General features: G+C 54.5%; 22 protein-coding genes. 12 read left to right on the forward strand and 10 right to left on the reverse strand.

Annotated elements, in window-relative coordinates:
* The first annotated feature begins 107 nt into the window (after positions 1-107).
* From NST43_RS05340 to NST43_RS05385, 10 genes are all read left to right on the forward strand, one after another.
* On the forward strand, positions 108-1001 hold the full coding sequence (locus tag NST43_RS05340) for a LysR family transcriptional regulator (RefSeq protein ID WP_339222972.1): 894 nt from the start codon (positions 108-110) through the stop codon (positions 999-1001).
* A 109-nt stretch (positions 1002-1110) separates the two neighbouring features.
* Positions 1111-1992, forward strand: coding sequence for a transporter substrate-binding domain-containing protein (locus tag NST43_RS05345; RefSeq protein WP_339222974.1), 882 nt, complete (start codon positions 1111-1113; stop codon positions 1990-1992).
* 34 nt (positions 1993-2026) lie between these two features.
* A complete protein-coding gene (locus tag NST43_RS05350) occupies positions 2027-2809 on the forward strand; it encodes an amino acid ABC transporter permease (RefSeq protein WP_209994658.1) in 783 nt (260 codons plus the stop codon).
* A complete protein-coding gene (locus tag NST43_RS05355) occupies positions 2809-3519 on the forward strand; it encodes an amino acid ABC transporter permease (RefSeq protein WP_173130737.1) in 711 nt (236 codons plus the stop codon). The genes NST43_RS05350 and NST43_RS05355 overlap by 1 nt, the downstream gene beginning before the upstream one ends.
* Positions 3516-4268: an amino acid ABC transporter ATP-binding protein gene (locus tag NST43_RS05360; RefSeq protein WP_339222977.1), complete on the forward strand. Its 753-nt coding sequence runs from the start codon at positions 3516-3518 to the stop codon at positions 4266-4268. Before NST43_RS05355 ends, NST43_RS05360 begins: the two co-directional genes overlap by 4 nt.
* A gap of 11 nt (positions 4269-4279) precedes the next feature.
* On the forward strand, positions 4280-5302 hold the full coding sequence (locus NST43_RS05365) for an LLM class flavin-dependent oxidoreductase (protein ID WP_339222979.1): 1023 nt from the start codon (positions 4280-4282) through the stop codon (positions 5300-5302).
* A complete protein-coding gene (locus NST43_RS05370; protein WP_339222981.1) occupies positions 5302-6501 on the forward strand; it encodes an amidohydrolase in 1200 nt (399 codons plus the stop codon). Before NST43_RS05365 ends, NST43_RS05370 begins: the two co-directional genes overlap by 1 nt.
* Positions 6494-7639 (forward strand): N-methyl-L-tryptophan oxidase, encoded by a 1146-nt coding sequence (solA, locus tag NST43_RS05375; protein ID WP_339225342.1) that lies wholly within the window; start codon positions 6494-6496, stop codon positions 7637-7639. Before NST43_RS05370 ends, solA begins: the two co-directional genes overlap by 8 nt.
* Positions 7640-7681: 42 nt before the next feature.
* Positions 7682-8173, forward strand: a complete 492-nt coding sequence (locus NST43_RS05380) for a DinB family protein (protein WP_339222983.1) — start codon at positions 7682-7684, stop codon at positions 8171-8173.
* A gap of 78 nt (positions 8174-8251) precedes the next feature.
* The gene (locus tag NST43_RS05385; protein WP_339222984.1) at positions 8252-9592 is read left to right on the forward strand and encodes an LLM class flavin-dependent oxidoreductase; all 1341 of its coding nucleotides are present in this window, start codon (positions 8252-8254) and stop codon (positions 9590-9592) included.
* A gap of 106 nt (positions 9593-9698) precedes the next feature.
* Here NST43_RS05385 and NST43_RS05390 read toward each other — a convergent pair whose 3' ends face one another.
* The 3 genes from NST43_RS05390 to NST43_RS05400 all read right to left on the reverse strand — a co-directional run bounded on the left by NST43_RS05390 (position 9699) and on the right by NST43_RS05400 (position 11398).
* Entirely contained in the window at positions 9699-10241 is a 543-nt protein-coding gene (locus tag NST43_RS05390) for a hypothetical protein (RefSeq protein ID WP_339222985.1), read from the reverse strand.
* 207 nt (positions 10242-10448) lie between these two features.
* The gene (locus tag NST43_RS05395) at positions 10449-11117 is read right to left on the reverse strand and encodes a PspA/IM30 family protein (protein WP_339222987.1); all 669 of its coding nucleotides are present in this window, start codon (positions 11115-11117) and stop codon (positions 10449-10451) included.
* Between the two features lie 62 nt (positions 11118-11179).
* A complete protein-coding gene (locus NST43_RS05400; protein WP_339222989.1) occupies positions 11180-11398 on the reverse strand; it encodes a PspC domain-containing protein in 219 nt (72 codons plus the stop codon).
* Between the two features lie 297 nt (positions 11399-11695).
* On the opposite strand from NST43_RS05400, the gene NST43_RS05405 reads away from it, so the two are divergent.
* Positions 11696-12325 carry a YfbR-like 5'-deoxynucleotidase gene (locus tag NST43_RS05405; RefSeq protein ID WP_339222991.1) on the forward strand — a complete coding sequence of 210 codons (630 nt, stop codon included), beginning with the start codon at positions 11696-11698 and terminating at the stop codon, positions 12323-12325.
* Between the two features lie 40 nt (positions 12326-12365).
* Here the strand turns inward: NST43_RS05405 and NST43_RS05410 are convergent, their stop codons facing one another.
* Positions 12366-12998: a CPBP family intramembrane glutamic endopeptidase gene (locus NST43_RS05410; RefSeq protein ID WP_339222993.1), complete on the reverse strand. Its 633-nt coding sequence runs from the start codon at positions 12996-12998 to the stop codon at positions 12366-12368.
* Positions 12999-13049: 51 nt separating this feature from the next.
* Between NST43_RS05410 and NST43_RS05415 the strand changes: the two genes are divergently transcribed.
* Positions 13050-13682 (forward strand): hypothetical protein, encoded by a 633-nt coding sequence (locus NST43_RS05415; protein ID WP_339222994.1) that lies wholly within the window; start codon positions 13050-13052, stop codon positions 13680-13682.
* A 35-nt stretch (positions 13683-13717) separates the two neighbouring features.
* Here NST43_RS05415 and NST43_RS05420 read toward each other — a convergent pair whose 3' ends face one another.
* The 6 genes from NST43_RS05420 to NST43_RS05445 all read right to left on the reverse strand — a co-directional run bounded on the left by NST43_RS05420 (position 13718) and on the right by NST43_RS05445 (position 21549).
* Entirely contained in the window at positions 13718-14413 is a 696-nt protein-coding gene (locus tag NST43_RS05420; RefSeq protein WP_339222995.1) for a response regulator transcription factor, read from the reverse strand.
* On the reverse strand, positions 14410-15852 hold the full coding sequence (locus tag NST43_RS05425; RefSeq protein WP_339222996.1) for a HAMP domain-containing sensor histidine kinase: 1443 nt from the start codon (positions 15850-15852) through the stop codon (positions 14410-14412). The genes NST43_RS05420 and NST43_RS05425 overlap by 4 nt, the downstream gene beginning before the upstream one ends.
* Before the next feature lie 69 nt (positions 15853-15921).
* On the reverse strand, positions 15922-17094 hold the full coding sequence (locus tag NST43_RS05430; RefSeq protein WP_339222998.1) for an ABC transporter permease: 1173 nt from the start codon (positions 17092-17094) through the stop codon (positions 15922-15924).
* On the reverse strand, positions 17091-17786 hold the full coding sequence (locus tag NST43_RS05435; RefSeq protein ID WP_339222999.1) for an ABC transporter ATP-binding protein: 696 nt from the start codon (positions 17784-17786) through the stop codon (positions 17091-17093). The genes NST43_RS05430 and NST43_RS05435 overlap by 4 nt, the downstream gene beginning before the upstream one ends.
* The gene (locus tag NST43_RS05440) at positions 17783-18982 is read right to left on the reverse strand and encodes an efflux RND transporter periplasmic adaptor subunit (protein WP_339223001.1); all 1200 of its coding nucleotides are present in this window, start codon (positions 18980-18982) and stop codon (positions 17783-17785) included. Before NST43_RS05440 ends, NST43_RS05435 begins: the two co-directional genes overlap by 4 nt.
* Positions 18979-21549: a hypothetical protein gene (locus NST43_RS05445; protein WP_339223002.1), complete on the reverse strand. Its 2571-nt coding sequence runs from the start codon at positions 21547-21549 to the stop codon at positions 18979-18981. Before NST43_RS05445 ends, NST43_RS05440 begins: the two co-directional genes overlap by 4 nt.
* Between the last annotated feature and the right edge of the window lie 36 nt (positions 21550-21585).

Here is a 21585-nt window from a genome sequence, read left to right on the forward strand (position 1 = left end):
AAAGGGCCGGTGACTAAGATATAAACAAATTCTATAGACAAGTGCGGCCCTAATTCATTGTTAGTCGATTGGAATAGTAAATTATAAACTGTGGAGGGGGACTACACTTGAACATCGAGAATATTGAGGCCTTTGTCTACATCAACCACTACGGCAGCTTCAACAAAGCGGCAGATGTACTCTATATCTCGCAGCCGACAGTAACGGCCCGCATCCAGTCGCTTGAACGGGAGCTGGACTGCAAGGTATTCGACCGGCTGGGCAAACAGATTAACCTGACGGATAAAGGCCGTCAGTTCCTCCCTTACGCGCAGCAGATTCTGCAGGTCTATCAGAACGGCAAACATCAGCTGCAATCCAAAGGTCAAATCCCGGGGGAACTGAGAGTCGGCAGTACGGTCTCGGTCTCCAATTATCTGATGCCGCATCTCCTGCTGCATTTGAAGCAGCGGTATCCCCACATCCGCATCAAGCTGACCACGGCTTCCACCGAACTATTGATTGAGAAGCTGAAGGTGAAGGAGATCGATCTCGCTTTTATCCGCAAGGTGGTTAATCCGGCCATCCAGTCGTTTCCTTTCTGTGAAGATCCCATCTCGCTGTATGTCTACGCCGGTCATCCGCTGGCCCGCAAGGGCCGTGCTTCCATCGAGGAGATCTCTGACGAGACACTGGTATTCTTCGAATGCGGCTCGCTGGACTGGATGCGCCTGCACCGTGTGTTTGAGAGCATGGAGCAGCCGCCGGGCATTGTGTATCAGGTGGATAATCTGGAGACTGCCAAGAAGCTGGTGCTGAAGCAAGCGGGGATCTGTTTCCTTCCAGCCCTGAGTGTGCAGGAGGAAGTGGAGGCAGGAACACTGATCCGGGTAGATATCGCCGAGACGGAAGGGATCTCCCTGCGAACCAGCCTGATCTCCCTGAACGGAGAGAATGCGGAATTCATTGAAGCCCTGCTGGAGCTGGGAACCCCGGGCAAGCTGAATCGACTTCTTGTATAACTGTATTAAAAAACTCTATTAGCGCATGGCAACATGCAGTGATAAAGTTAACTGCATATAATCACCACTAAACATATAGGGATTATCTAAATTGAAAGGGGACAGAGAGATGAAAAAGACCATTTCCTTCGCATCAGCACTGGCATTAACCTTGGTGATTGCCGGATGCGGCAACAATAACAGCGCGAACAGCGGCAATGGCGGGAAAGTAGCAGAAGCAGCACCGCAGAACAGTGCGGAGTCAACAACTGCAGCCGCAGAACCGGCTGAGGTGACCAAGATTGTGGTCGGCACGGGCACCGCTTTTCCAAATGTCTGCTTCATTGATGAGAACGGCAAGCTGACCGGGTTCGACGTAGAGCTGCTGAAGGAAATTGACCAGCGTCTGCCGGAGTATGAGTTTGAATTCCAGACGATGGATTTCAGCAATCTGTTGCTGAGTCTGGAGACGAAGAAGATTGACTTAGTGGCCCATGTTATGGAGAAGAACCCGGAGCGGGAGCTGAAGTATACCTTCAACAAAGAAGCCTATGCCCACTGGAGAAACCGCATTATTGTAGCCAAGGGTAATGATTCGATCCAGACGCTGGATGATCTGAAAGGCAAGAAGGTGCTGACTGGCGCAACCAGCGCACAAGCGCAAATCCTCGAGAATTACAACAAGGAGCATGGCGCGGATTCGATCAAAATTGTCTATCAGAACGGTGCGGCCAACGATACGGTGAGCCAGGTTGACTCGGGCCGTGTGGATGCCACGCTGGCTGCGGATTTCGTACTGCCGATTATTGATCCGCAGAGCAAGCTGCAGGCAGTCGGTCCTGAGCTGTCTTCCGCTGACATTCTGTATGTGTTCCGCAAGGATGATGCCCCCTCGCAGAAGCTGTCGGATGCCATTGACGGAGTGGTCAAGGAGCTTAAGACAGACGGTACGCTTGGCAAAATAAGCACAGAGTGGCTGGGGGCAGACGTCACCACCTCATCGGTTCAATAATGCGTAGACCCCTACAGCGGAAAGGAGGTGCAGGATGGGTGCGCCGTTTGATTTAGGTTTTGTGTTCTCGTTCCTGCCCAAGCTGCTGACTACGCTGAGCACCACGCTGCTGATCGTAGCCTGTTCGCTGCTGGCAGGGATGGTGGTTGGATTTATCATTGCCCTTCCCCGCCTGTATAAGGTGCCGGTCCTGAAGACCTGCGCGGAGGTGTACATTTCTTTTTTTCGGGGGACGCCGATACTGATCCAATTATTCCTGTTCTATTACGGTCTGCCTGAGGTGCTGAAGCTGGTCAATCTCGATATGACGCGGACGCCGGTGCTGGTCTTCGTGATTCTGACTTACGGTCTGCATACGGGAGCTTTCATGTCGGAGATGATCCGCGCAGCGGTAACGGCAGTCGATAAAGGTCAGGTGGAAGCAGCGTACGCCACGGGAATGACCTCTTATCAGGCTTTTACCCGGATCGTATTGCCGCAGGCGTTGGGAATTGCGATTCCCGTATTCTCGAACCTGGTCATTGCGCTGCTGAAGGATACCTCGCTGGCGTTCACGCTGGGAGTAATGGAGATGACGGGCAAGGCACAGACACTGGGCAGCGCGACTCAGCATTTTATCGAAACCTATATTGCCCTTGCACTTATCTATCTCGTAATCAGCTTATGCGTGGAGAAGCTGCTGCTGGTGGCGGAACGCCGGTTACTGCGGCATGAAGACCAGGGCAGCCCGGTGAAGAAGAGGTTCACTCTGCACAAAAAATCGTCCTTCCGCACTATCGTCGCAGAACTAGGATCAGGCAAAGGAGGCGGCGCGTAATGAAGCTGGACCCATCATTTATCTGGACGGCGTTCGTGCAAATTCTGAGTGCTATCCCTACGACGCTGTATATCACGGTAGTCTCGGTATTGGCAGGATTCGTAATAGGCATTGTGGTAGCGCTGATCCGCATATATAGAACACCCGGGCTGTATCCGCTGGCGGTGGGGTATGTCACCTTCATCCGCGGCACCCCGATGCTGACCCATCTGCTGCTGATTTATTTCGGGCTGCCGATGATCATCGACGGGCTTGCCGTACAGTTCGGCTGGAGCTTCCGCTCGGTATCCATTCCGATGATCGGCTTCGCCTATATCGCTTTCTCGATCACGGCTGGGGCGTATATGTCCGAAGTGGTCCGTTCCGGCCTGCTGGCGGTGGACCGCGGTCAGATTGAAGCTGCGCATTCCATAGGGATGAGTACGCCCCAGGCGCTCCGGCGGATTGTGTTCCCCCAGGCGCTGGCGGCGAGCCTGCCCAACCTGTCGAATTCGGTGATCGGGATGCTGCACGGGTCTACGCTGGCTTTTACCGTGTCGGTTGTGGATATCAATGCCCAGGCGCAGATTGTGGCTTCAACGAACTGGAAATTCTTCGAGGCTTACTTAGCGGCGGCGCTGATCTTCTGGGGGTTGACCTTCCTCATTGAACGGGCCACCGCCTTGATCGAGAAACGGATAAATCTGTATAACCGGGGGGGAGTCGCATGATTAAGCTGGAGCGTATATCGAAGTCCTTCGGGCGCCATCAGGTGCTGAACAATATTGATCTCAAGGTATCCAAAGGGGAAGTGGTCGTCATTCTCGGCCCCAGCGGTTCCGGCAAAACGACTCTGCTGCGCTGCGTGAATTATCTGGAGAAGCCCAGCGGCGGGGAAATCTCGATCGGTGAGTTCAAGCTGGACTGCCGCCATGCCCGCAAGAAGGATATTCACCAGCTGCGGCAAAAGACGGCTATGGTCTTCCAGCAGTATAATCTGTTCCGGCACAAAACAGCGCTCGAGAACGTGATGGAGGGTCTGCTGATCGTCAAGAAGCTCCCGAAGGAAGGGGCCAGGGAGAAGAGTATTGCCCTGCTGGAAAAGGTCGGACTCGGCGCCAAGCTGGATGCCTATCCGAGCCAGCTCTCCGGCGGCCAGCAGCAGCGGGTCGGTATTGCCAGAGCACTTGCCCTGGAGCCAGAGGTCATTCTCTTCGATGAGCCTACCTCGGCACTGGACCCGGAGCTGGTGGGCGAAGTGCTTGAGGTGATCCGCAAAATCGCCAAGGAAGGAATCACGATGATTGTGGTGACGCATGAGATGGGCTTCGCCCGCGATGTGGCGAACCATGTGGTATTCATGGATGGCGGGGTGATTGTCGAGGAAGGGACACCAAGCGAGGTATTCAACCATCCACGCGAAGAACGCACGAAGCAGTTCCTGAAGCGGATCACGCCGGAGCTGAACTATTCCATCTAGGAGGCATATCTATGGCAATTACAATCAGCGTATTGGACCAAAGCCCGATCTATCCCGGGGAGACGCCGGAAGAGGCTTTTCAGCATACGATCGAGCTGGCGCAGCTATCTGAGCGGCTGGGCTTCCGCCGGTTCTGGGTATCCGAGCATCATGATTCCGAGCAGGTGGCGGGTTCCTCTCCCGAGGTGCTGATCTCGCATCTGCTCGCCAGGACAGAGCGCATCCGCATCGGCTCCGGCGGAATTATGCTTCAGCATTATAGCCCTTATAAGGTGGCAGAGAACTTCAATGTGCTGGCTTCGCTGGCCCCGGGACGGGTGGACTTAGGCGTCGGCCGCGCTCCCGGCGGCCTGCCGCGCAGCACACAGGCCTTGCAGCAGGGAGGCGGTGAAGCCTCTTCGCTGACGGACAAGATTGTGGAGCTGGACCAATATGTCCATAACCGGCTGGAGGCGGATCATCCGCTCACCGGGCTGAAGGCAGGCCCGCTGCCGGGAACGCCGCCGCAGCTGTATGTGCTTGGCGCGAGTGTCGCCAGCGCCGGGATTGCGGCGGAACTGGGACTGCCATATGTATTCTCTTTGTTCATCGGCGGCGATCCGGCCGTTGCCCTGGACGCGGTGCGGACGTACCGCAGCGCCTTCGATACCAGTAGCGGGAAGGAGCCGCAGGTCATTATCGCGCTGGCTGTAATCGTGGCGGATACGGAGGAGGAGGCCGGGGAGCTTGCGGGAGCGCAGAAGCTGATCCGTATCCGCTTCGCCAGCGGCAAGACGCTGACACTGGCCAGCCGGGAACAGGCGGAGGAGTTCACCCGCCAGAGTGAAGAATCCTACACGCTGGAGGAGCGGGAGCCTGAGATTACCAAGGGAACGAAGGAGAGCGTCCGTGAGCAGCTGCTGGCATTAGCCGAAGCCTCCGGGGTGGAGGAGTTCATCGTCACGACCAATGTGCAGCCCTTCGGCAAGCGGCAGCGTTCCTTCGAGCTGCTCAGCGAGGCACTGGCTGAAGTGCCGGCGGAGGCATCCCGCTAATGACAAATTCAGCCACGGAATCTGCGGCGCAGGAAGTACAAGCGTTATCGTTCAAGGAGCGGCTGGTTGCGATCCGCCGTCATCTGCACCGGCATCCTGAACTCTCCAATGAAGAAGTTGAAACTAGCGAATATATCACCTCACTGCTCAAGCAGGCAGAGGTGAAGATAGTGGATTACGGGTTGAAGACGGGAGTGATTGCCGAGATCGGCGGCTTGCAGGGCGGTCCGGTGATTGCCCTGCGGGCTGACATTGATGCTCTGCCGATTCAGGAAGAGACCGGACTGCCTTATGCTTCGCAGGCTCCCGGCAGAAGCCATGCCTGCGGGCATGACTTCCATACGGCGGCGCTGCTTGGGGCTGTCTATCAGTTGAAGGAGCAGGAAGACAATCTCAAGGGGACGGTCCGCTTCTTGTTCCAGCCTGCCGAGGAGAAGGCGCAAGGCGCGCAGCAGATTATCGCTGCCGGAGGACTGGAGAAGGTCCGCGCCGTTATCGGGATGCACAATAAGCCCGATCTGCCGGTAGGGACCATCGGCATTAAGGAAGGTCCGCTGATGGCAGCCGCTGACGGATTCAGAGTGGGGATCCGCGGCTTCGGAACCCATGCGGCGGTGCCGGAAGCCGGGATAGATCCTATCGTGGCAGCCTCGCATATCGTAACGGCGCTGCAATCCATCGTCAGCCGCAATGTGGGCAGCCTAAGCAGCGCTGTCATCAGTGTTACGCAGATTCACAGCGGGAACTCGTGGAATATCATCCCGGAGACGGCGGTGCTGGAAGGGACGATCCGTTCATTCGATGAAGCGGTACGCGCCAAGGTGCTGAGGCGGTTCGAAGAAGTGGTGCTGGGTGTTGCAGCCGCCTTGGGGGCCGAGGCCAGCGTGCGCTGGATTAGCGGACCTCCGCCGGTCATCAATGATCCGCTGCTGGCCCGGCTGGGAGAAGAAACGGCTGCGAATCTGGGGTATACCTCCGTGAAGCCGGTGCCCTCACCAGCCGGGGAGGATTTCGCCTTCTACCAGCAGGAGGTTCCCGGTTTGTTTGTCTTCACCGGCACAGCGGGGAGACAGGAATGGCATCACCCGGCGTTTGATCTGGACGAAGCGGCGCTGCCTGTAGGCGCCGGGTTCTTCAGCGATCTGGCGGTACGTGTACTTGAGCATCTCTCGGCTGAAGGGGGTGCAGATTATCGCTGAATCTCCCGTATATGATGTGATTATTGTCGGCGCAGGCTCAATGGGGATGAGCACAGGCTACCATCTGGCCCGGCGCGGTGTGAAGACGCTGCTGATCGATGCCTTCGATCCGCCGCATACCGAAGGAAGCCATCACGGGGATACCCGGCTGATCCGGCATGCCTACAGCGGTGACCCGGCCTATATTGACCTGGCGCTCCGTGCCCAGGTGCTGTGGGAAGAAGTCGAAGCGGAGAGCGGCCTGGAGCTGCTTGTCCCTTCGGGCGTGCTCAATCTGGCAGACAGCGGCGTGTATTCCTTCTCCGGCCGCCTGGCGGAAGCGCACAAGCGGAAGGTCCGGGCCGAGCAATTGGATGCGGAGGAGATCCGCCGCCGCTGGCCGGCCCTGAACCTTCCGGAATCCTTCGAAGCTATGTATGAGCCGGATGCCGGTTACCTCTACAGCGAGCGCTGCGTTACCACCTACCGGCAGCTTGCCCTGGCTCACGGTGCGGAGCTGCTGACGAATACACCCGTGCTGCATGTGACCGCCCGCGAAGGAAGTGTCACCGTTCACACGAAGCACGGCGATTATCACGGAGCGGCTGCTGTTCTCAGCGCCGGTGCCTGGTTCCATTCATTGTCCCCCTTCATCAGCCTGCCGATTAAGGCGGTCCGCAAGGTAGTGGGCTGGTTTGGGAGTACGCCGGACTTCGAGGCCGGGAGGTTCCCCGGCTTCACGCTCGGTTCAGAGGAAGGCGGGTTCTACGGGTTCCCGGGCATCGGCGGGGCAGGGCTGAAGATCGGCCGCCATGACACAGGCGAGGAATGGAAGCCCGGTGAACCGCTGGCACCGTTCGGCAGTCTGGAGAGTGACGAACGCGACCTCCGCCGCGTGCTGGAAGCCTATATGCCCGGAGCAGCCGGGCGGCTGCTGAAGGGCTCCGTCTGCAAATATGAACATACGCCGGATGAAGATTTCATTATTGACCGCCACCCGGATTACCGCCACGTGCTGCTGGCCGGAGGCTTCTCGGGACATGGCTTCAAATTCTGCAGTGTAGTCGGAGAGATCCTTGCGGATCTGGCTGTGCAGGGACATACCAGGCAGAACATAGCTCCGTTTGCGTTGTCACGCTTCAATAAAAGGCCTGAGTAGGCTTGGCCAGCCGCAACCGAAACTTACATTGGAGGAGATCGAATGAGCAGTGTGGAGCTAACGGAGTACTTGAATACGCACGGGCAATTAGTGCAGGCGCTGGAAGGCTTATCCGATGAGCAGCTGAAGTGGAAGGCGGAGCCGTCAAGCTGGAGCGTAACCGAGGTGCTGGCGCACCTGGCGGATCACAGCATCGTGGTATCCTTCCGCATCCGTGACATTCTGGCGGATACGAAGGTTCAGCTCCCGGCGTTCCAGCAGGATGCGTGGGTCAGCGGACAGCATAGTAATCAGGGGAAGGCTGCAGACATCCTGGAGCTGTTCCGCAGCCTGCTGCATTACAACAGTCTCGTGCTTGGAAGGTTGAGCGATGCAGAATGGGAGAAAAGCGGGATCAACCCTAAGGGGGAGAGTGTGCGGATTGCCGATATCGTCCGCGGCTTCACCGCCCATGTGCAGAACCATCTGGCTCAGATTGAACGGATCAAGCGCGGAGCCGAGGCCGGTGTAACTACGCAGCAAGCAGCACTATGAACTGTCTGTAACCTGCTATAAGGCTGCTCTGAACGGCCGCAAGCGAACGATAATACACCATCTTGAGGAGGAATGAACATGACTACACCGAGACAATTGAAGCTGGGAGCACTGCTGCACGGCGTGGGGGGAAGCACCTCCATGTGGCGTCATCCCGATGCGCAGCCTGATGCCAGTGTGAATTTTGAGTTATACAAGGAATGGGTACGCAAGGCGGAGGAAGGGAAGCTGGATCTGATCTTCATTGCAGATGGTCTGTTCATTAATGAGAAATCCATTCCTCATTTCCTGAACCGCTTCGAGCCGCTGACGATTCTTAGTGCGCTGGCAGCTGTCAGCAGCCGGATCGGTCTGGTCGGCACCTTGTCCACTTCCTACAGTGAGCCGTTCACAGTGGCCCGGCAATTCGGCTCGCTGGATGTCATCAGCGGCGGACGGGCCGGCTGGAATGTGGTAACCTCACCGCTTGAAGGCTCTGCGCTCAATTACAGCAAGCAGGAGCACCCGGACCATGGCAAGCGTTACCGCATCGCCGCTGAATATCTGGAGGTGGCACGCGGGCTGTGGGATTCCTGGGAGGACGATGCCTTTGTCCGCAATAAGGAGACGGGCGTCTTCTTCGATCCGCAGAAAATGCACACGCTGGATCACAAGGGAGAATTCTTCTCGGTGAAGGGTCCGCTGAATATCGCCCGCTCGAAGCAGGGGCAGCCGGTTATTTTCCAGGCAGGCTCCTCCGAGGTCGGCAAGGATTATGCTTCAAGCGTGGCGGACGCCATCTTCACGGGTCATGACTCGCTGGAATCTGCCCAGGCGTTCTATAAGGATGTGAAGACCCGGGTAGCTTCATTCGGGCGCAATCCCGAAGAAGTGCTGATCTTTCCGGGCATCGCACCGATACTGGGGGCTACCCCGGAGGAGGCAGAACGCAAATACCAGGAGGTTGCCGGGCTGGTAACGATAGAGAATGCGCTGAACTATCTGGGCCGTTTCTTCGAGCATCATGATTTCTCGCAGTATCCGCTGGATGAGCCATTCCCGGATGTCGGCGACCTGGGCCGAAACAGCTTCCAGAGCGGCACGGACAAAATCAAAAAGGATGCCAAAGAGCAGGGCCTGACCCTGCGGCAGGTTGCCCTGCAATCGGCAACGCCGCGCAGCAGCTTCATCGGGTCGCCGGAGCAGGTGGCCGATCAGCTTCAGGCTTGGTTCGAGGGCGGAGCTGCCGACGGCTTCATGCTGGCCGCCGCCGTACCGGACGGGCTGGAGGATTTCGTGGATCAGGTCGTTCCGATTCTGCAGGAGCGCGGGCTGTTCCGCACCGAATACGAAAGTGATACCCTGCGGGGGAACCTTGGACTCCCGGTACCGGAGAACCGATATTCCAAGGCTTCTGAACCGGCCGGGCAACACCTGTAAAACTTATTTCGGGTAGACTGGGAGATTGGGGAATCCGCCCGATCGTAAAGGGAATAAGTTCTTTGCATTATATACGGCAAAGAACTTGTTTCCGATTCTAGTAAAATTATTTGAACTCTCCTGTCTCAGGCATCGCAGGATCGTAAGGGATGGTAATAGAGCCTTTAAGAATTCGTTCATCCCAAGGTCGGGTTGGACACTCCGTATTTAACGGGGTAAGTTCGTAGACGAAATTACCTAGTGGGAACTGCTGGTACAGGCATAGCTTGACTAAGGATTTCCCGGATGGTAATGTTCCTGCGGGTACACCGTCAGGGGAAAGACTCAGGGAGTCAGAGATTGGCGAATGGCATACATACATCGTGATATAAGCCAAGTCGACGGTGATTTGCTGATAATAGAATCTGCCGCTCCAATCCTGGAACAAGGCACAGCCGGTTAAGGTGTTTCGTTTACCTTGAATGACTCGCTGAACATAAACCCAGAGATTCCCCACATTGGTATTTGTCCAGATATACACCCAGGTGTTTGTACACAAGGTTTCGGGAGTCGGGGGAATCGGGATGATTGGCGGGCTGGGATTGGACTGCGGCGGTAGGCCAATAGTCTCTGCATTGCAGACTTGCAGGGATAACATTTGATTTTCCAACAGAATCGCTCCTTGGCATTGAAATAGTTGTAGAATATATCTATGCCAATGCCCAGAGATAGTTCCAAATAATGGTAAAATAGAGCAAGCAATAGTACAGAAAAAGGTTGTTCCTTCTGCCATTATGGCGGGGGAACAACCTTTTATTATTATTGAATAAGAATCGTTAGGCATCCTTGTTGTTATTGCTGGATTCACGCCGTCAGCTTATTTGCGGTTGCGGAGGCGTTCCAGCTCGGCTTCAACCGCGCTATTCAGCGGAGCGTCAGGCACGGCAGCGGCCGCCAGTCCGGATTGCTCGGCCAGTGCTTCCTGCATGGCGATTTTGTCTTCCATCCGTTCGAACCCGCGGGCTGCGGCACCTGCGTTCAGCACCTGACCGCCGTATCCGGCCGGGGAGCATGATGCGCTGGCTTGGGCAGCCTGCTTGATCTCCGCAGCTTTGCGGGCACGTTCAGCCAGCTCGGCTCTTTTGGCTTTGAGGCGCGTATGTTCTTCCTTAACACCGGCAAGCTGTACCTCCAGCGAGGCAAGTGCTGCCTGCGTCTCTTGAAGTCCGGCGGTGCATTCCTGTCCGCTCTCTGTGTAGCGGAGCTTAGCCATAACCGCAGTGCGGGCAGCAGCTTCATTGCCCTCGCTCATGAACTGGACCGCTTCCGCTTCACTGCGCTCTGCAAGCACCTGATATTCATAGATGCGGCGCTCCAGTACGCTGGCTGCGGCTTTGAATTCACGCTGTTTGCCTTCGGCATTAGCGATCTTGTCCTCCAGATCCCGCAGGTATTGACCGGTTAGCAGGATCGGATCTTCCAGTTTGTTCAGTCCTTCATGAATAGCAGCCTTGGTTAGTGTAGTGATTCTTTGGAATATGCTCATAATAATGATCTCCTTTTTATGTGGGTTGGTTAAGGTATGACGCAAGTATTTAATAGAAGGAATTAGTAGTTGAAGCCATCATCGAAGCCGCCGTAGGATTCCTGGGGAACAATTAGGCTACCGATAATATACAGAAAGACTACAGTGCCGAAGCTGAATATCGTAGCGATAGCAACAATCAATCTTACAAGGGTTGCATCAACTTTGAAATAGCGGGCCAGTCCTCCGCATAAACCTGTGAGCTTCTTGTCTGTTACGGAGCGGGTTAATTTTTTTGTCATAGTGATATCTTCCTCTCTTATATGGTGATCGCCGGTTCGGCGTGTTCACTGCGTTGTCTATGTATGTATTGTACGAATATTTCCGGTTTGGCAAAACGGCCTGCAGACTGTTCTTTGTTCCCGACCTTAGTCGGGGATGCGGACCGCAATAGGGCGGGGAGAGGCTGGGAAATAACTTTAGATGCGCGCAGCCGTGCGCATTTTACACAATGGTGTGCTGCGGTTCATCCGGGGAAAACACTGGAGGATTACACTCTAATCTAGAGCATATCCAAACATACGGGAGGACAAGGCCTCATGGGAATTCACAAGTATTTTCGCTCGCTGAATGAGCTGGAACGCATTATCCGTTGTCCGGGCAAATTCAAATTCGAGGAGCATAGCGTAGCGGCCCATTCCTGGAAGGTCGTACAGTATGCCAAAACGCTGGCGGACATTGAAGAGAAGCACGGCGCGGTGATCGACTGGAAGAAGCTGTACGAGATTACGAGCAGCCATGATTATGGAGAGATTTTTATCGGGGATATCAAAACGCCGGTGAAGCACTCCTCGCTCCAGCTACGATCGCTCATTCAGCAGGTGGAGGAGGGCATGATCGACAACTTCATCAAGGAGCATATCCCGGACGAGTTCAAAAGCATCTTCTACCAGCAGCTGCGCGAGGGTAAGGATGAGTCGATCGAAGGCTTGATTCTGGAGGTTGCCGATAAGATGGATCAGGTGTACGAAGCTTTTGCCGAGCTGCAAAGGGGGAATACAGAGAAGGAATTTGTGGTGATGTACCGCAATGCCCTGATCAAGATCAAGAATATTGACCTGAACTGTGTGGATTACTTCCTGGCAGAGATTCTGCCGGATATGGTGAACGAGGAGACGTTGTCTCCGATTGATATCAGACAGATTACGGAAGAGGCGCTGGCTCTGTAGATGAGCTGTGGCTCTTTTTTCATACATATATAGTTATACGTCAGGCCTGTAGGTGCTTGCTTGCAGAGGCCCGGGCATACAGCACGGCTGATCCGTTAAAAGCGATATGGAGTGGAATCGTCAGCAGGATGGAACCGGTAACCTGTGCGATCAGCCCAAAGAATATTCCTCCGCTAAAAGCAAACAGCATAAACCTGACGCTCTCGCGGTTCAGCCGGTAATACTGCAAATGGGACACCGCAAACAGCAGTGAGGTAAGGAGGATCGCCCCGCTGACATCAATGACCGAAGTTGAATGCAGCTGACCGAGTACCGGATGGCTCGCAAGTATCGGCAGGATAAGTCCCCGGAAGGCGATCTCCTCAAAGACAGGGAAGGCAAGCACGAAGTTGACCGTATTATAAGTTCCCGCAGGATTATAGCCGGAGGATCTGGAGATGATCAGGTTCACAAGCAGAATAATAAGGAATAGCGGGAGCACCCTCATCACATGCTGTGGAGCGTTGAACGTATAACTGTTGCTCCAGAGAAGACTCCCACCGATCATGGCGGCTCCCCAATAATAAATCGTGTACCGTTCTTGCGGTTTAGAGATAACCCCGAGTATCCTCTCGAATATCCGGTATGAAAAAGAAAGCAGTACAGCGATAACGCATAATTTCAGCAACAGCATGAGTGATTAGCCTCCATATATAATTGATGTGTGTGAAAATGAAGGAGATGAATGTTACGGCGGGCAGACCGGCAGAAATGCTATGATAAAAGGAAAAATAAGGATGGTGCATTCCTGTTGCAGTATTTCAATCCTATACCCATTTCCACTACGTTAGTCTGGTTCAGTGTTCTGCTACTGATCGTATGGATCGTAGACTTCTTACAGGCTGGGTTCCTGGAACAGCTTCAAGCGCGCAGTATCCGGGAGCGGACTAAATCTATCATGGCGGATATTCTGATCTTTGCGGCCTTGAACGGCTTGCTTATGTATGTTCTTCATCCGATGGATCATCTGCTGCTGATTTCGCTGGCGGCTGCGGGACTGCTTGTAACATACTACTTGTCTTCAAAAGCGGACAGGAAGCGCTTACCTTTCCGGCCCTGGATCTTGTTGATCCACGTTTTGCTCGGCATAGGCTTCTACCTGCTGTTCGGGATGCTGCTAATGGGCAAGCTGATCATTACCTATAACCTTAACATGACGAATCAGTTTGATATACTCTTTTTTGTCTATAGCCAGAACCGGCCGGTGGTGTACGGGGTACTGCTGATCATGGCTGTGCTCTATTTCGTAATAGGGAAGCTACTGATGCAGCCTCTATATCGCTGGTATGCAGCGATTTATTACAGAGGTTCCAAATAGCCCCCGGACCATAGGGATGGCCGGGGGCTGCTTTTTTACACCTGAAACCGGTACCCCGCTCCCCACACAGTCTGGATATATCGCGGGTTGCCGGGGTCCTGCTCGATCTTCTCCCGCAGCCTGTTGATATGGACAGCTACGGTAGCGTTATCGCCCATGGCATCGAAGCCCCAGATCCGTTCATACAGGGAATCCCGGCTGAAGACGATATCCGCATTGACAATCAGGAAGTGCAGCAGGTCGAATTCCTTCTTCTTCAGCTCCAGCTCCCGGCCGTGCAGATAGGCTCTGTGAGATAAGGTATGGATGATGAACGGACCGCTCTCGATCCGGCTGCTCTCTGCGCTGCTACCGCTCATGCCCTTAAGACGAGCATACTGAGCCAGATTGGATTTGACCCGGGCCACTAGTTCACCTGGTGAAAAAGGCTTGACAATATAATCATCGGCCCCAAGCCCCAGGCCCCGGATCTTGTCGATGTCCTCCTGCTTGGCCGTGACCATAAGGATAGGAATGTCGAGCTGGCTCCGCAGCTTGCGGCACACCGAGAAACCGTCTTCCCCAGGCAGCATCAGATCGAGCAGAATAAGCTGGAATTGTCCCGAGAGCGCCAGTTCAAGCCCGGTGATTCCATCCTCGGCAACCTCTACCGTGAAATCATTAATTTCCAGATAATCCCGCTCGATCGCTGCAATTGCACTATCATCTTCAATGATTAATACTTTGGTCATAGCAAGGCCCCTTTAACCAGCACTGGCAGTGTGATGATGATGCACAGGCCCCCTGCGGGGGAGGGCTGCGCCTGAATACTTCCGCCCATCCGGCTGACGGCTTTGGCTGTGATTGCCAGCCCCAAGCCGCTGCCCTTAGTCGGGTTATTGCGCGAAGGATCGCTGCGGTAGAACACATCAAACAGTTTATCCAGCGCGTTCTCCGGTACACCGGGTCCGTCATCCTCCAGATAGATGAACACATCGCTTCCTTGTACTTCGGTACGGATGGATACCTGGACACGCTCCTTGAGCTTGTATTTCCAGCTATTCTCCAGAATGTTGAAGACGATGCTGCTGAGCTGTGCCGGATCGGCGTAAATATACACATCCGCAGCCAGTGAGGCAATGACTACGTCCAGGCCCTTCTCCCTGTATTCTTCAGCAGTGACCTTGATTAAGGAGAGGAGCTCCTGATCGACCTCCAGCACCTCTGGTTCATAGGGATAATCGCCCAGATCCATTTTGGAGAAAAGAAAGATTTTACCGACCATCCGGTCAATATCCTCCGCCTTGGTCTTGATCATATGTATATATTTCTTCTGGGATTCAGGGGTTGTAGCCACCCCATCAAGAAGCCCTTCTGAATACGCCCGGACCGAGGTCAGCGGGGAGCGGAGATCATGCGATATACCGGCAAGCAGTTCCCTGCGGCTCTCGTCCTGCTTCTGAATCATCCGCTGTGACTCTTTCAGGCGTATGGCCATGTCATTGAAATCTTCGCATACGGGAGCGAATTCATCCTTGTTCTCGTAGTGAATTCTGACATCCAGATTGCCGTCCCGGATCTGATGCACCCCGTCTGCCAGGGTATCCAGCGGCTGCTTAATCCGCTTGAACACAAACCGGGTAAGAAATTGATTCGTTATAAATACCGCAGAGATGATCCCCAGCGTGATCAGAATCAGGAAGGTAACCATCGCCGGAGTGACTCGTCCGTCTGTATAGTCCGAGGCCCTGCCGATAATGCTGACAGTATAAGTGCTGCCCTTAACCCGGATCTGTTCAGCATAGACCTCCTTGTTCGAGGTAGAAGCGAACCCTTGTCCATCCATGGCGCTGACGGTCCGCAGCAGCTGCTCTGTCTCCGGGGTCTCCTTAAAATTGAAGCTGATCAGCCTTGTCGCGGAATCGTAAACGGCCAGACTCATGTCCTCCGGCTTCAATATTTCTTCGATCTGGCGGCGGAGCTCATCCTGTTCCTGCTTCTCCCCGTTCTTCAACAGCCCGGCAGACAACTGAATCAGATCGTCGTATCCGGTATAGAACGGGCTCTGCTTATCATGCTTCGATACCTTGAACAGGAGGGACACGCTAACAAAAGCAATGAACAAGGAAATACATACGGGGATTACAATCATCAGGATATTTGAGATAAATAAGCGCCGCTTAATGGTCATACCCGGTTCCTTCCTGAAGACAATTTATCGTACCGTTTCTTCCATCATAACATCCCTGCTGCAGCACGGCTAATCGGTACGCAGAGCTTGAATCGGCCGGAGTCTCGCGGCTTTGCTGGCGGGCAGGATGCCGAAGAACACACCGATAAAGAGCGAGAAGAGGAATGAAATGTTCACCATGTTCCAGGCATAGCCAACCTGAAGGGCGGTCAACTGGCCGACCAGCCAGGTTAGTCCTAAGCCCGCGCCGATTCCGAGGATTCCGCCCAGCGTGCTGAGCACCATCGACTCAATGATGAATTGCAGCAGAATATCTATTTTTTTGGCGCCAATGGCTTTGCGTATGCCGATCTCCCGGGTGCGTTCGTTCACCGAAATAATCATAATGTTCATAATGCCGATTCCGCCAACGAAGAGCGAGATTCCGGCGATTCCAGCGAGGGCAAGGGACAGGGTACCGGAGGTTTTCTTCAGCGTATCCAGCATCTGTTTGGAATCGAACACACTGTAGGCATCCTTGGCACGGAGGAACTTGCGGTCCAGAATCTGTCCGATAGCTGTCTTCACAGACGCTACATCCTTGTCGCTCAAGGCAGTGACGGTAAAAGTCTGAATTCCCTTGCTCTGAAGCAGCCGCTCGGAGGTGGATAAGGGGATGAGAATCTTCTTATCGTTTGATCCGCTGAGTGAGGTTCCCTTCGCCTGGAGCAAGCCTACAATCTGGAAGGAGCTACCGTTCAGCTGAATTTCACGGCCCACCGGGTTGTCGGCGCCAAACAGCTTCTTCGCCGTCTCGGTTCCGATCAGGGCAGCCTTCTGCCGGTATTCATTGTCGATATCGAGCAGGAAGCGGCCGGACTGCACATGAAAGTTCTGTACCTTCTCATAGCTTGGGGTGATGCCTTCAAGCGAGACATTAGTATGAACGTTACGATATTTGGCGGTTACATTGCTGCTGATCGTTGGCGATACCTGATCTACACCGGGAACCCGGCTGAATGCGGCAACCTCCTCAGCCGTGAGGGAAGTGACTGCCCCCCGTCCTGTAATCATGACGGTCAGCTGATTCGTGCCCAGGTCACTGAACTGACTGGTGATCTGACCCGTAACTCCCTGCCCCACCGAGACCAGCAGGATGACCGAGGATACTCCGATGACAATGCCCAGCATGGTGAGGAAGGAACGGACCTTATTGCCGACGATGCTCATTACCGCCATTCGGATACTCTGCGCAAGAATCATTGGTCATTTCTCCGATCTTCGACCAGGTGGCCATCCTGAATCCGGATGACCCGCTTCGCTTGTTCCGCAATGCTGAGGTCATGTGTGATGACAATAATGGTATGTCCCTGATCATTCAGTCTTTTGATCATGTGCATGACCTCTTCTCCAGTCTTGGAATCGAGTGCGCCGGTAGGCTCATCTGCCAGTAGAATGGGAGGATTGCCGGCAAGTGCTCTGGCGATGGCAACCCGCTGCTGCTGGCCCCCGGACAGCTCGCTCGGACGGTGGTGCATCCGCTCATGCAGGCCAACCTTCTCTAGGGCAGCAGCGGCCAGCGTTCTTCGCTCCCGTTGTGACAAGCCCCGGTAGACCAGGGGCAGTTCGACATTCTGGACAGCAGATAACTTAGCGAGCAGGTTGAAGTTCTGGAAGATGAAGCCTATTTTCTCATTGCGGATCCGGGCCAGCTGGTTATCGGATAATCTGCGGACATCCTGTCCATCCAGAGAATAGCTCCCTTCATTCGGGATATCCAGGCAGCCGATCATGTTCATCAAGGTGGATTTGCCAGATCCGGACGGGCCGATAATGGCAACGAATTCGCCGCGATGGATCTCAAAAGAGATATCCTTCAGCACCGTCATCTGTTCCTTAGCCATCATGTATCCGTGGACCATATGCTCAATCCGGATCAGGGGCTCTGTATTCATTGTGGCCCTCCTCCGGCACCGCCGCCATCGCTGCCGTCAAAGCCGCCCTCGTCACCGCCCATATCGAACATACCCGGGGCTGCGGGAGCAGGCGTACTGACAGCAATAATGGTCGGGAGAATGACCTGTTCCCCTTCGCGCAGACCACTGACGATTTCGATCCGGCTCTCATCATGTACACCTACAGTGACAGGCTTCAGCTGAACGGGCGGAGGTGTGGCAGGGCTTCCTGTGCCGGAGCTGCCCTTGGGCGAGGGGGTCTGCTCCGGCACGGAGTCCTGCACTTGAACATAATATTTTTTATCCTTTTGGGTCACAGACTCGACGGGAAGCAGCAGAACCTGGTTCTTCTCTTCAATAGTAACGACTCCTTGTGCTGACATACCGGCTCTGGCTCCGGTGGAGTCCGTGAGCAGAAGGGTCACTTCAAAGACGGAGACACCATTCGTCACCGTTCCTTCATCCGCAATCCGCGTGACCTTGGCCGGATAGGCCTTAGCGGGCAGGGCATCCATTTTAATGGCTGCGGACATACCCGGCTTAATCTTGGGGATGTCCAGCTCGTCAATTTTAATCGTAGCGCTCAGATGCTTGTAGTCCGTTATGGAGAAGACCTCGGCTCCTTTAGTCACCATCCCGCCTGAGGAGCCGCTGACCTTGGTAACCGTTCCATCCATCGGCGCTGTCAGGGAAGCGGGAGGGATATGATCTTTCTTCAGTGCTTCCAGTTCGGTTAATGTGGCTGTAATGGTATCCTTGGTTCTCTCGATGGCCAGCTTAGCCGCATCAATGTCGGTTAAGGCAGCACCATCCATGATTAGCTTCTTGTACTGGTCTTGTTTCTCCAGCAGGTCATTCTGCGACTGCTTGAGCGTATTCTGCTGGATTCTGACATTGCTGGCTACATTGGCTCCCTCATAGGTCAGCAGGACCTGACCCTTCTTGACTTGTTCATTCTCCTTAACGAGAACCTTGGCAACATTCCCCGTATCCTTGGCATAGACGATCGTGGTATTCGTGGCCTTCACGGTGCCGGAGCCTTTGACGGTGACAGATATATCGCCCTTGGTCACTACAGTAGTCTGAGCAGCAGGAGGGCTGTCCTGCGTGCTCTTATCTGGCCATAAGCTATATACAACAATTCCAGCAGAGACAATGACTGCGGCAGACAGCCCTAAGGTTTTTTTGACGTTCATAGCGATCCTCCGGGATCTGGATTTGCCGCGTTTTTCGGGGCAGTGGTTATCTCTGGGGCTTTGGCCGCAGGGGTGTAGGTTAAGCTGTAGCTCTGGCTGCCCAGGAGAATCCGTTCTCCCTGGAACTCGTCATAGAGAGTTACGAGGAATTTGCCGCTGCGGAGCGTTTTATAGGCATTGCTTGTAAGGGTCATGGAATAGCTCAGGAATTTCCCAGTCACCAGATCCGTCCCGGGCACCAGCGTTCTCTCCTGTGTCTGTCCGAGAGGATCGGTAAGCTGTACGACCAGCTTATGCGCATTAGCACCCATATCATACTGGTTGTCCTTGGCAAGCGTGTAGGTCAGATTGACACTCAGCGTATCCTGGCCCTCAGACACAGCACCTGTGGCCTGAGTAACTGTAAATGTATAAGGGAACAATGGCACCCCGCTACCAAGAGTGACTAGTGCAGCCGGAGTCTGAATATGAAGGGTGAGTGCTTTAGGATTAATATAAGCGGTTGGCGTTCCGTCCGGCGTTGTCAGCTTGTTCTCGCTAACCCCTTCTCCCGCGAAAAGCGTCAGCTGCGAGGCATCGATGCTTGCAGGCAGCTTGCTCCATACACTCACCAGACTCTTGCCCTTAGGCCCGGCCGCCAGTGCAGATTGACTGACTTCTGCTTCATAATAGGTATTGTCCGGTGTCTTATAATAAGCCACAAGTTTGGACAGCTCTGCCCTCCGGGCTTCAAGACTGCTCACCTCAAGCTCAGTATATAGAATGTTCTGGCTTGCTCCGGGATAGAGGAGGGTCCGGCGCTCTTTAACCTCTGCCCGCTTGCCTGCAGTATCGATCTTGAAGGTGGTGTTATCACCTGTGGCAGACATGCCCGGAACAACTTGCTGTGTTTTGAGGGAGAGGAACGGCTCTGTGGTGTCGCCTGTCCCGCTATTTAGTCCGATACGGAGCTGGTCCAGAGATTGCTCATAGGGGAGCTTGCCGATCACATAATACACAGCGCTTGCTCCTGCGGCTAGCTGCTGGCTGGAGGCGGCTGCAACGACTTGAACCGGAGCGTCCAAGGCGGTCTGCCCTGCATGGATGGTCCCTGTAAAGGCAGGGAGGGTTACTGCCGCATCCCTGACATTACGGATACGAATGGTGCCGACAAGCAAATCCTCAGTTGTCCAAGGCATACGCTGCACTGACTCCAGTACGGCACCGAAGGTTCCGAAGCTGCTATCCAGGATGTACTCCGAAGCAATGGAGTTGGTCATCTCTAAGGAATAGGGAATCTTGTACATAGCTGTAGGGAAGATTGTCTTGCCTTCTGCGGCCGGCTCCACCATCTGGAGCTTCAGCGTACTCTGGTTCACATTCAGCGGCACTTCGGCAGAGAATTGCAGGATCTTCTCCTCAAGCGGCTTCAAGGTGAGGCTGGCCAGTGCTTTGCTGTTGACCGGGAAGGAGTAGCCTTCCTTGGCGGTTACAGATAATTCATAGGCTGGCAGAGTAACCGCCTTGTTGCCGGCATTTCTGATCCGCAGCTTAAGTGTCCACAGTGCCTTCTCGCCTGTTGAGGATACGGATGCCTGCTTCAGCTGGGTCTCAATGGTATTGCTGCTCACCCCGAATTTCTTCACCGCGTAAGCATTCACCTCAAGACTTGGATAGCTTGCTTCCGGGAGACGGAAGGAGACTACCGGAAGATCCGCCTTCAGCTCTGCATTCTCCCGGGTGATAATCAGCGACATGCGGGTGGTCGGTATGTAAGCCGGGAGCTCTGCCAGATAAAATATCTTCTTATTCTCACCGGACTGTACCTTGTAATCGCGGCTGGCACTGTCAAGCATCAGCTCAAACGCGGAGCCGCCGGAGGATTCGAGGAATACCCGGTGGCCGGGTGTAGCGAGTACCTTGGCTCCTTGATTCGTCAGGCTCAGAGCAACCTTGGCATAGATTTTATTATTGAAGCTGAAGATTTGCAGACTCTCGGGCTTCAGGCTAACCGGAAGGTTGCTGATCGTAATCTGCTTGCTAAGACCCTGCTGCACATAAGGGGTATAAGCGGCCGGGACCGTGAAGCTGCCCAGCTTCTTCTGGTAATCAGAGCCGCTGAAGTCGAAGCCGAACAGCGAGATGGAGAGGCCTTGGAGTGAAGCCGTCTTGCTGACGTTCACATAGTAGGTGATAGCTAGCTGCTCCTTGGGGGGAACCTCCAGTTTGGTTTTATCCTCGGGAATGGGGCTGCTCTTCAGTGATGCTCCCGCCGGAGTTGTAATCTTGGAAAAGACGTTGAACAGCTTATAGGTGCTGCTGCTTGTATTGCTGTACAACAGGGTATAGGTCAGGCTGTTGCCGCCATCGCCCTTGGCTAATTGCACATTGGCCAGTCTTACGCTGATTCCGGCCTGGATAGCCACAGCGGGCAATTGCGATAAGACGTTGACTTGATTCTGCTGCATAGGGTTCGCCGTCTTGTTTGCCGTAACGCTGCCGGGCGCCGCAGATGCGGATAACGCCAGGTGCTGACTGGCAATAATCGCCCCTAATACCAGAGCGGCACAGGTACGGTAATTCTTCATTTCATTCCCTCCCAACATTCATCATCCGATTGACGG

This window comes from Paenibacillus sp. FSL H8-0332 (genome assembly GCF_037963835.1).
In the GTDB taxonomy this organism is placed as follows: domain Bacteria; phylum Bacillota; class Bacilli; order Paenibacillales; family Paenibacillaceae; genus Paenibacillus_AQ; species Paenibacillus_AQ rhizoplanae.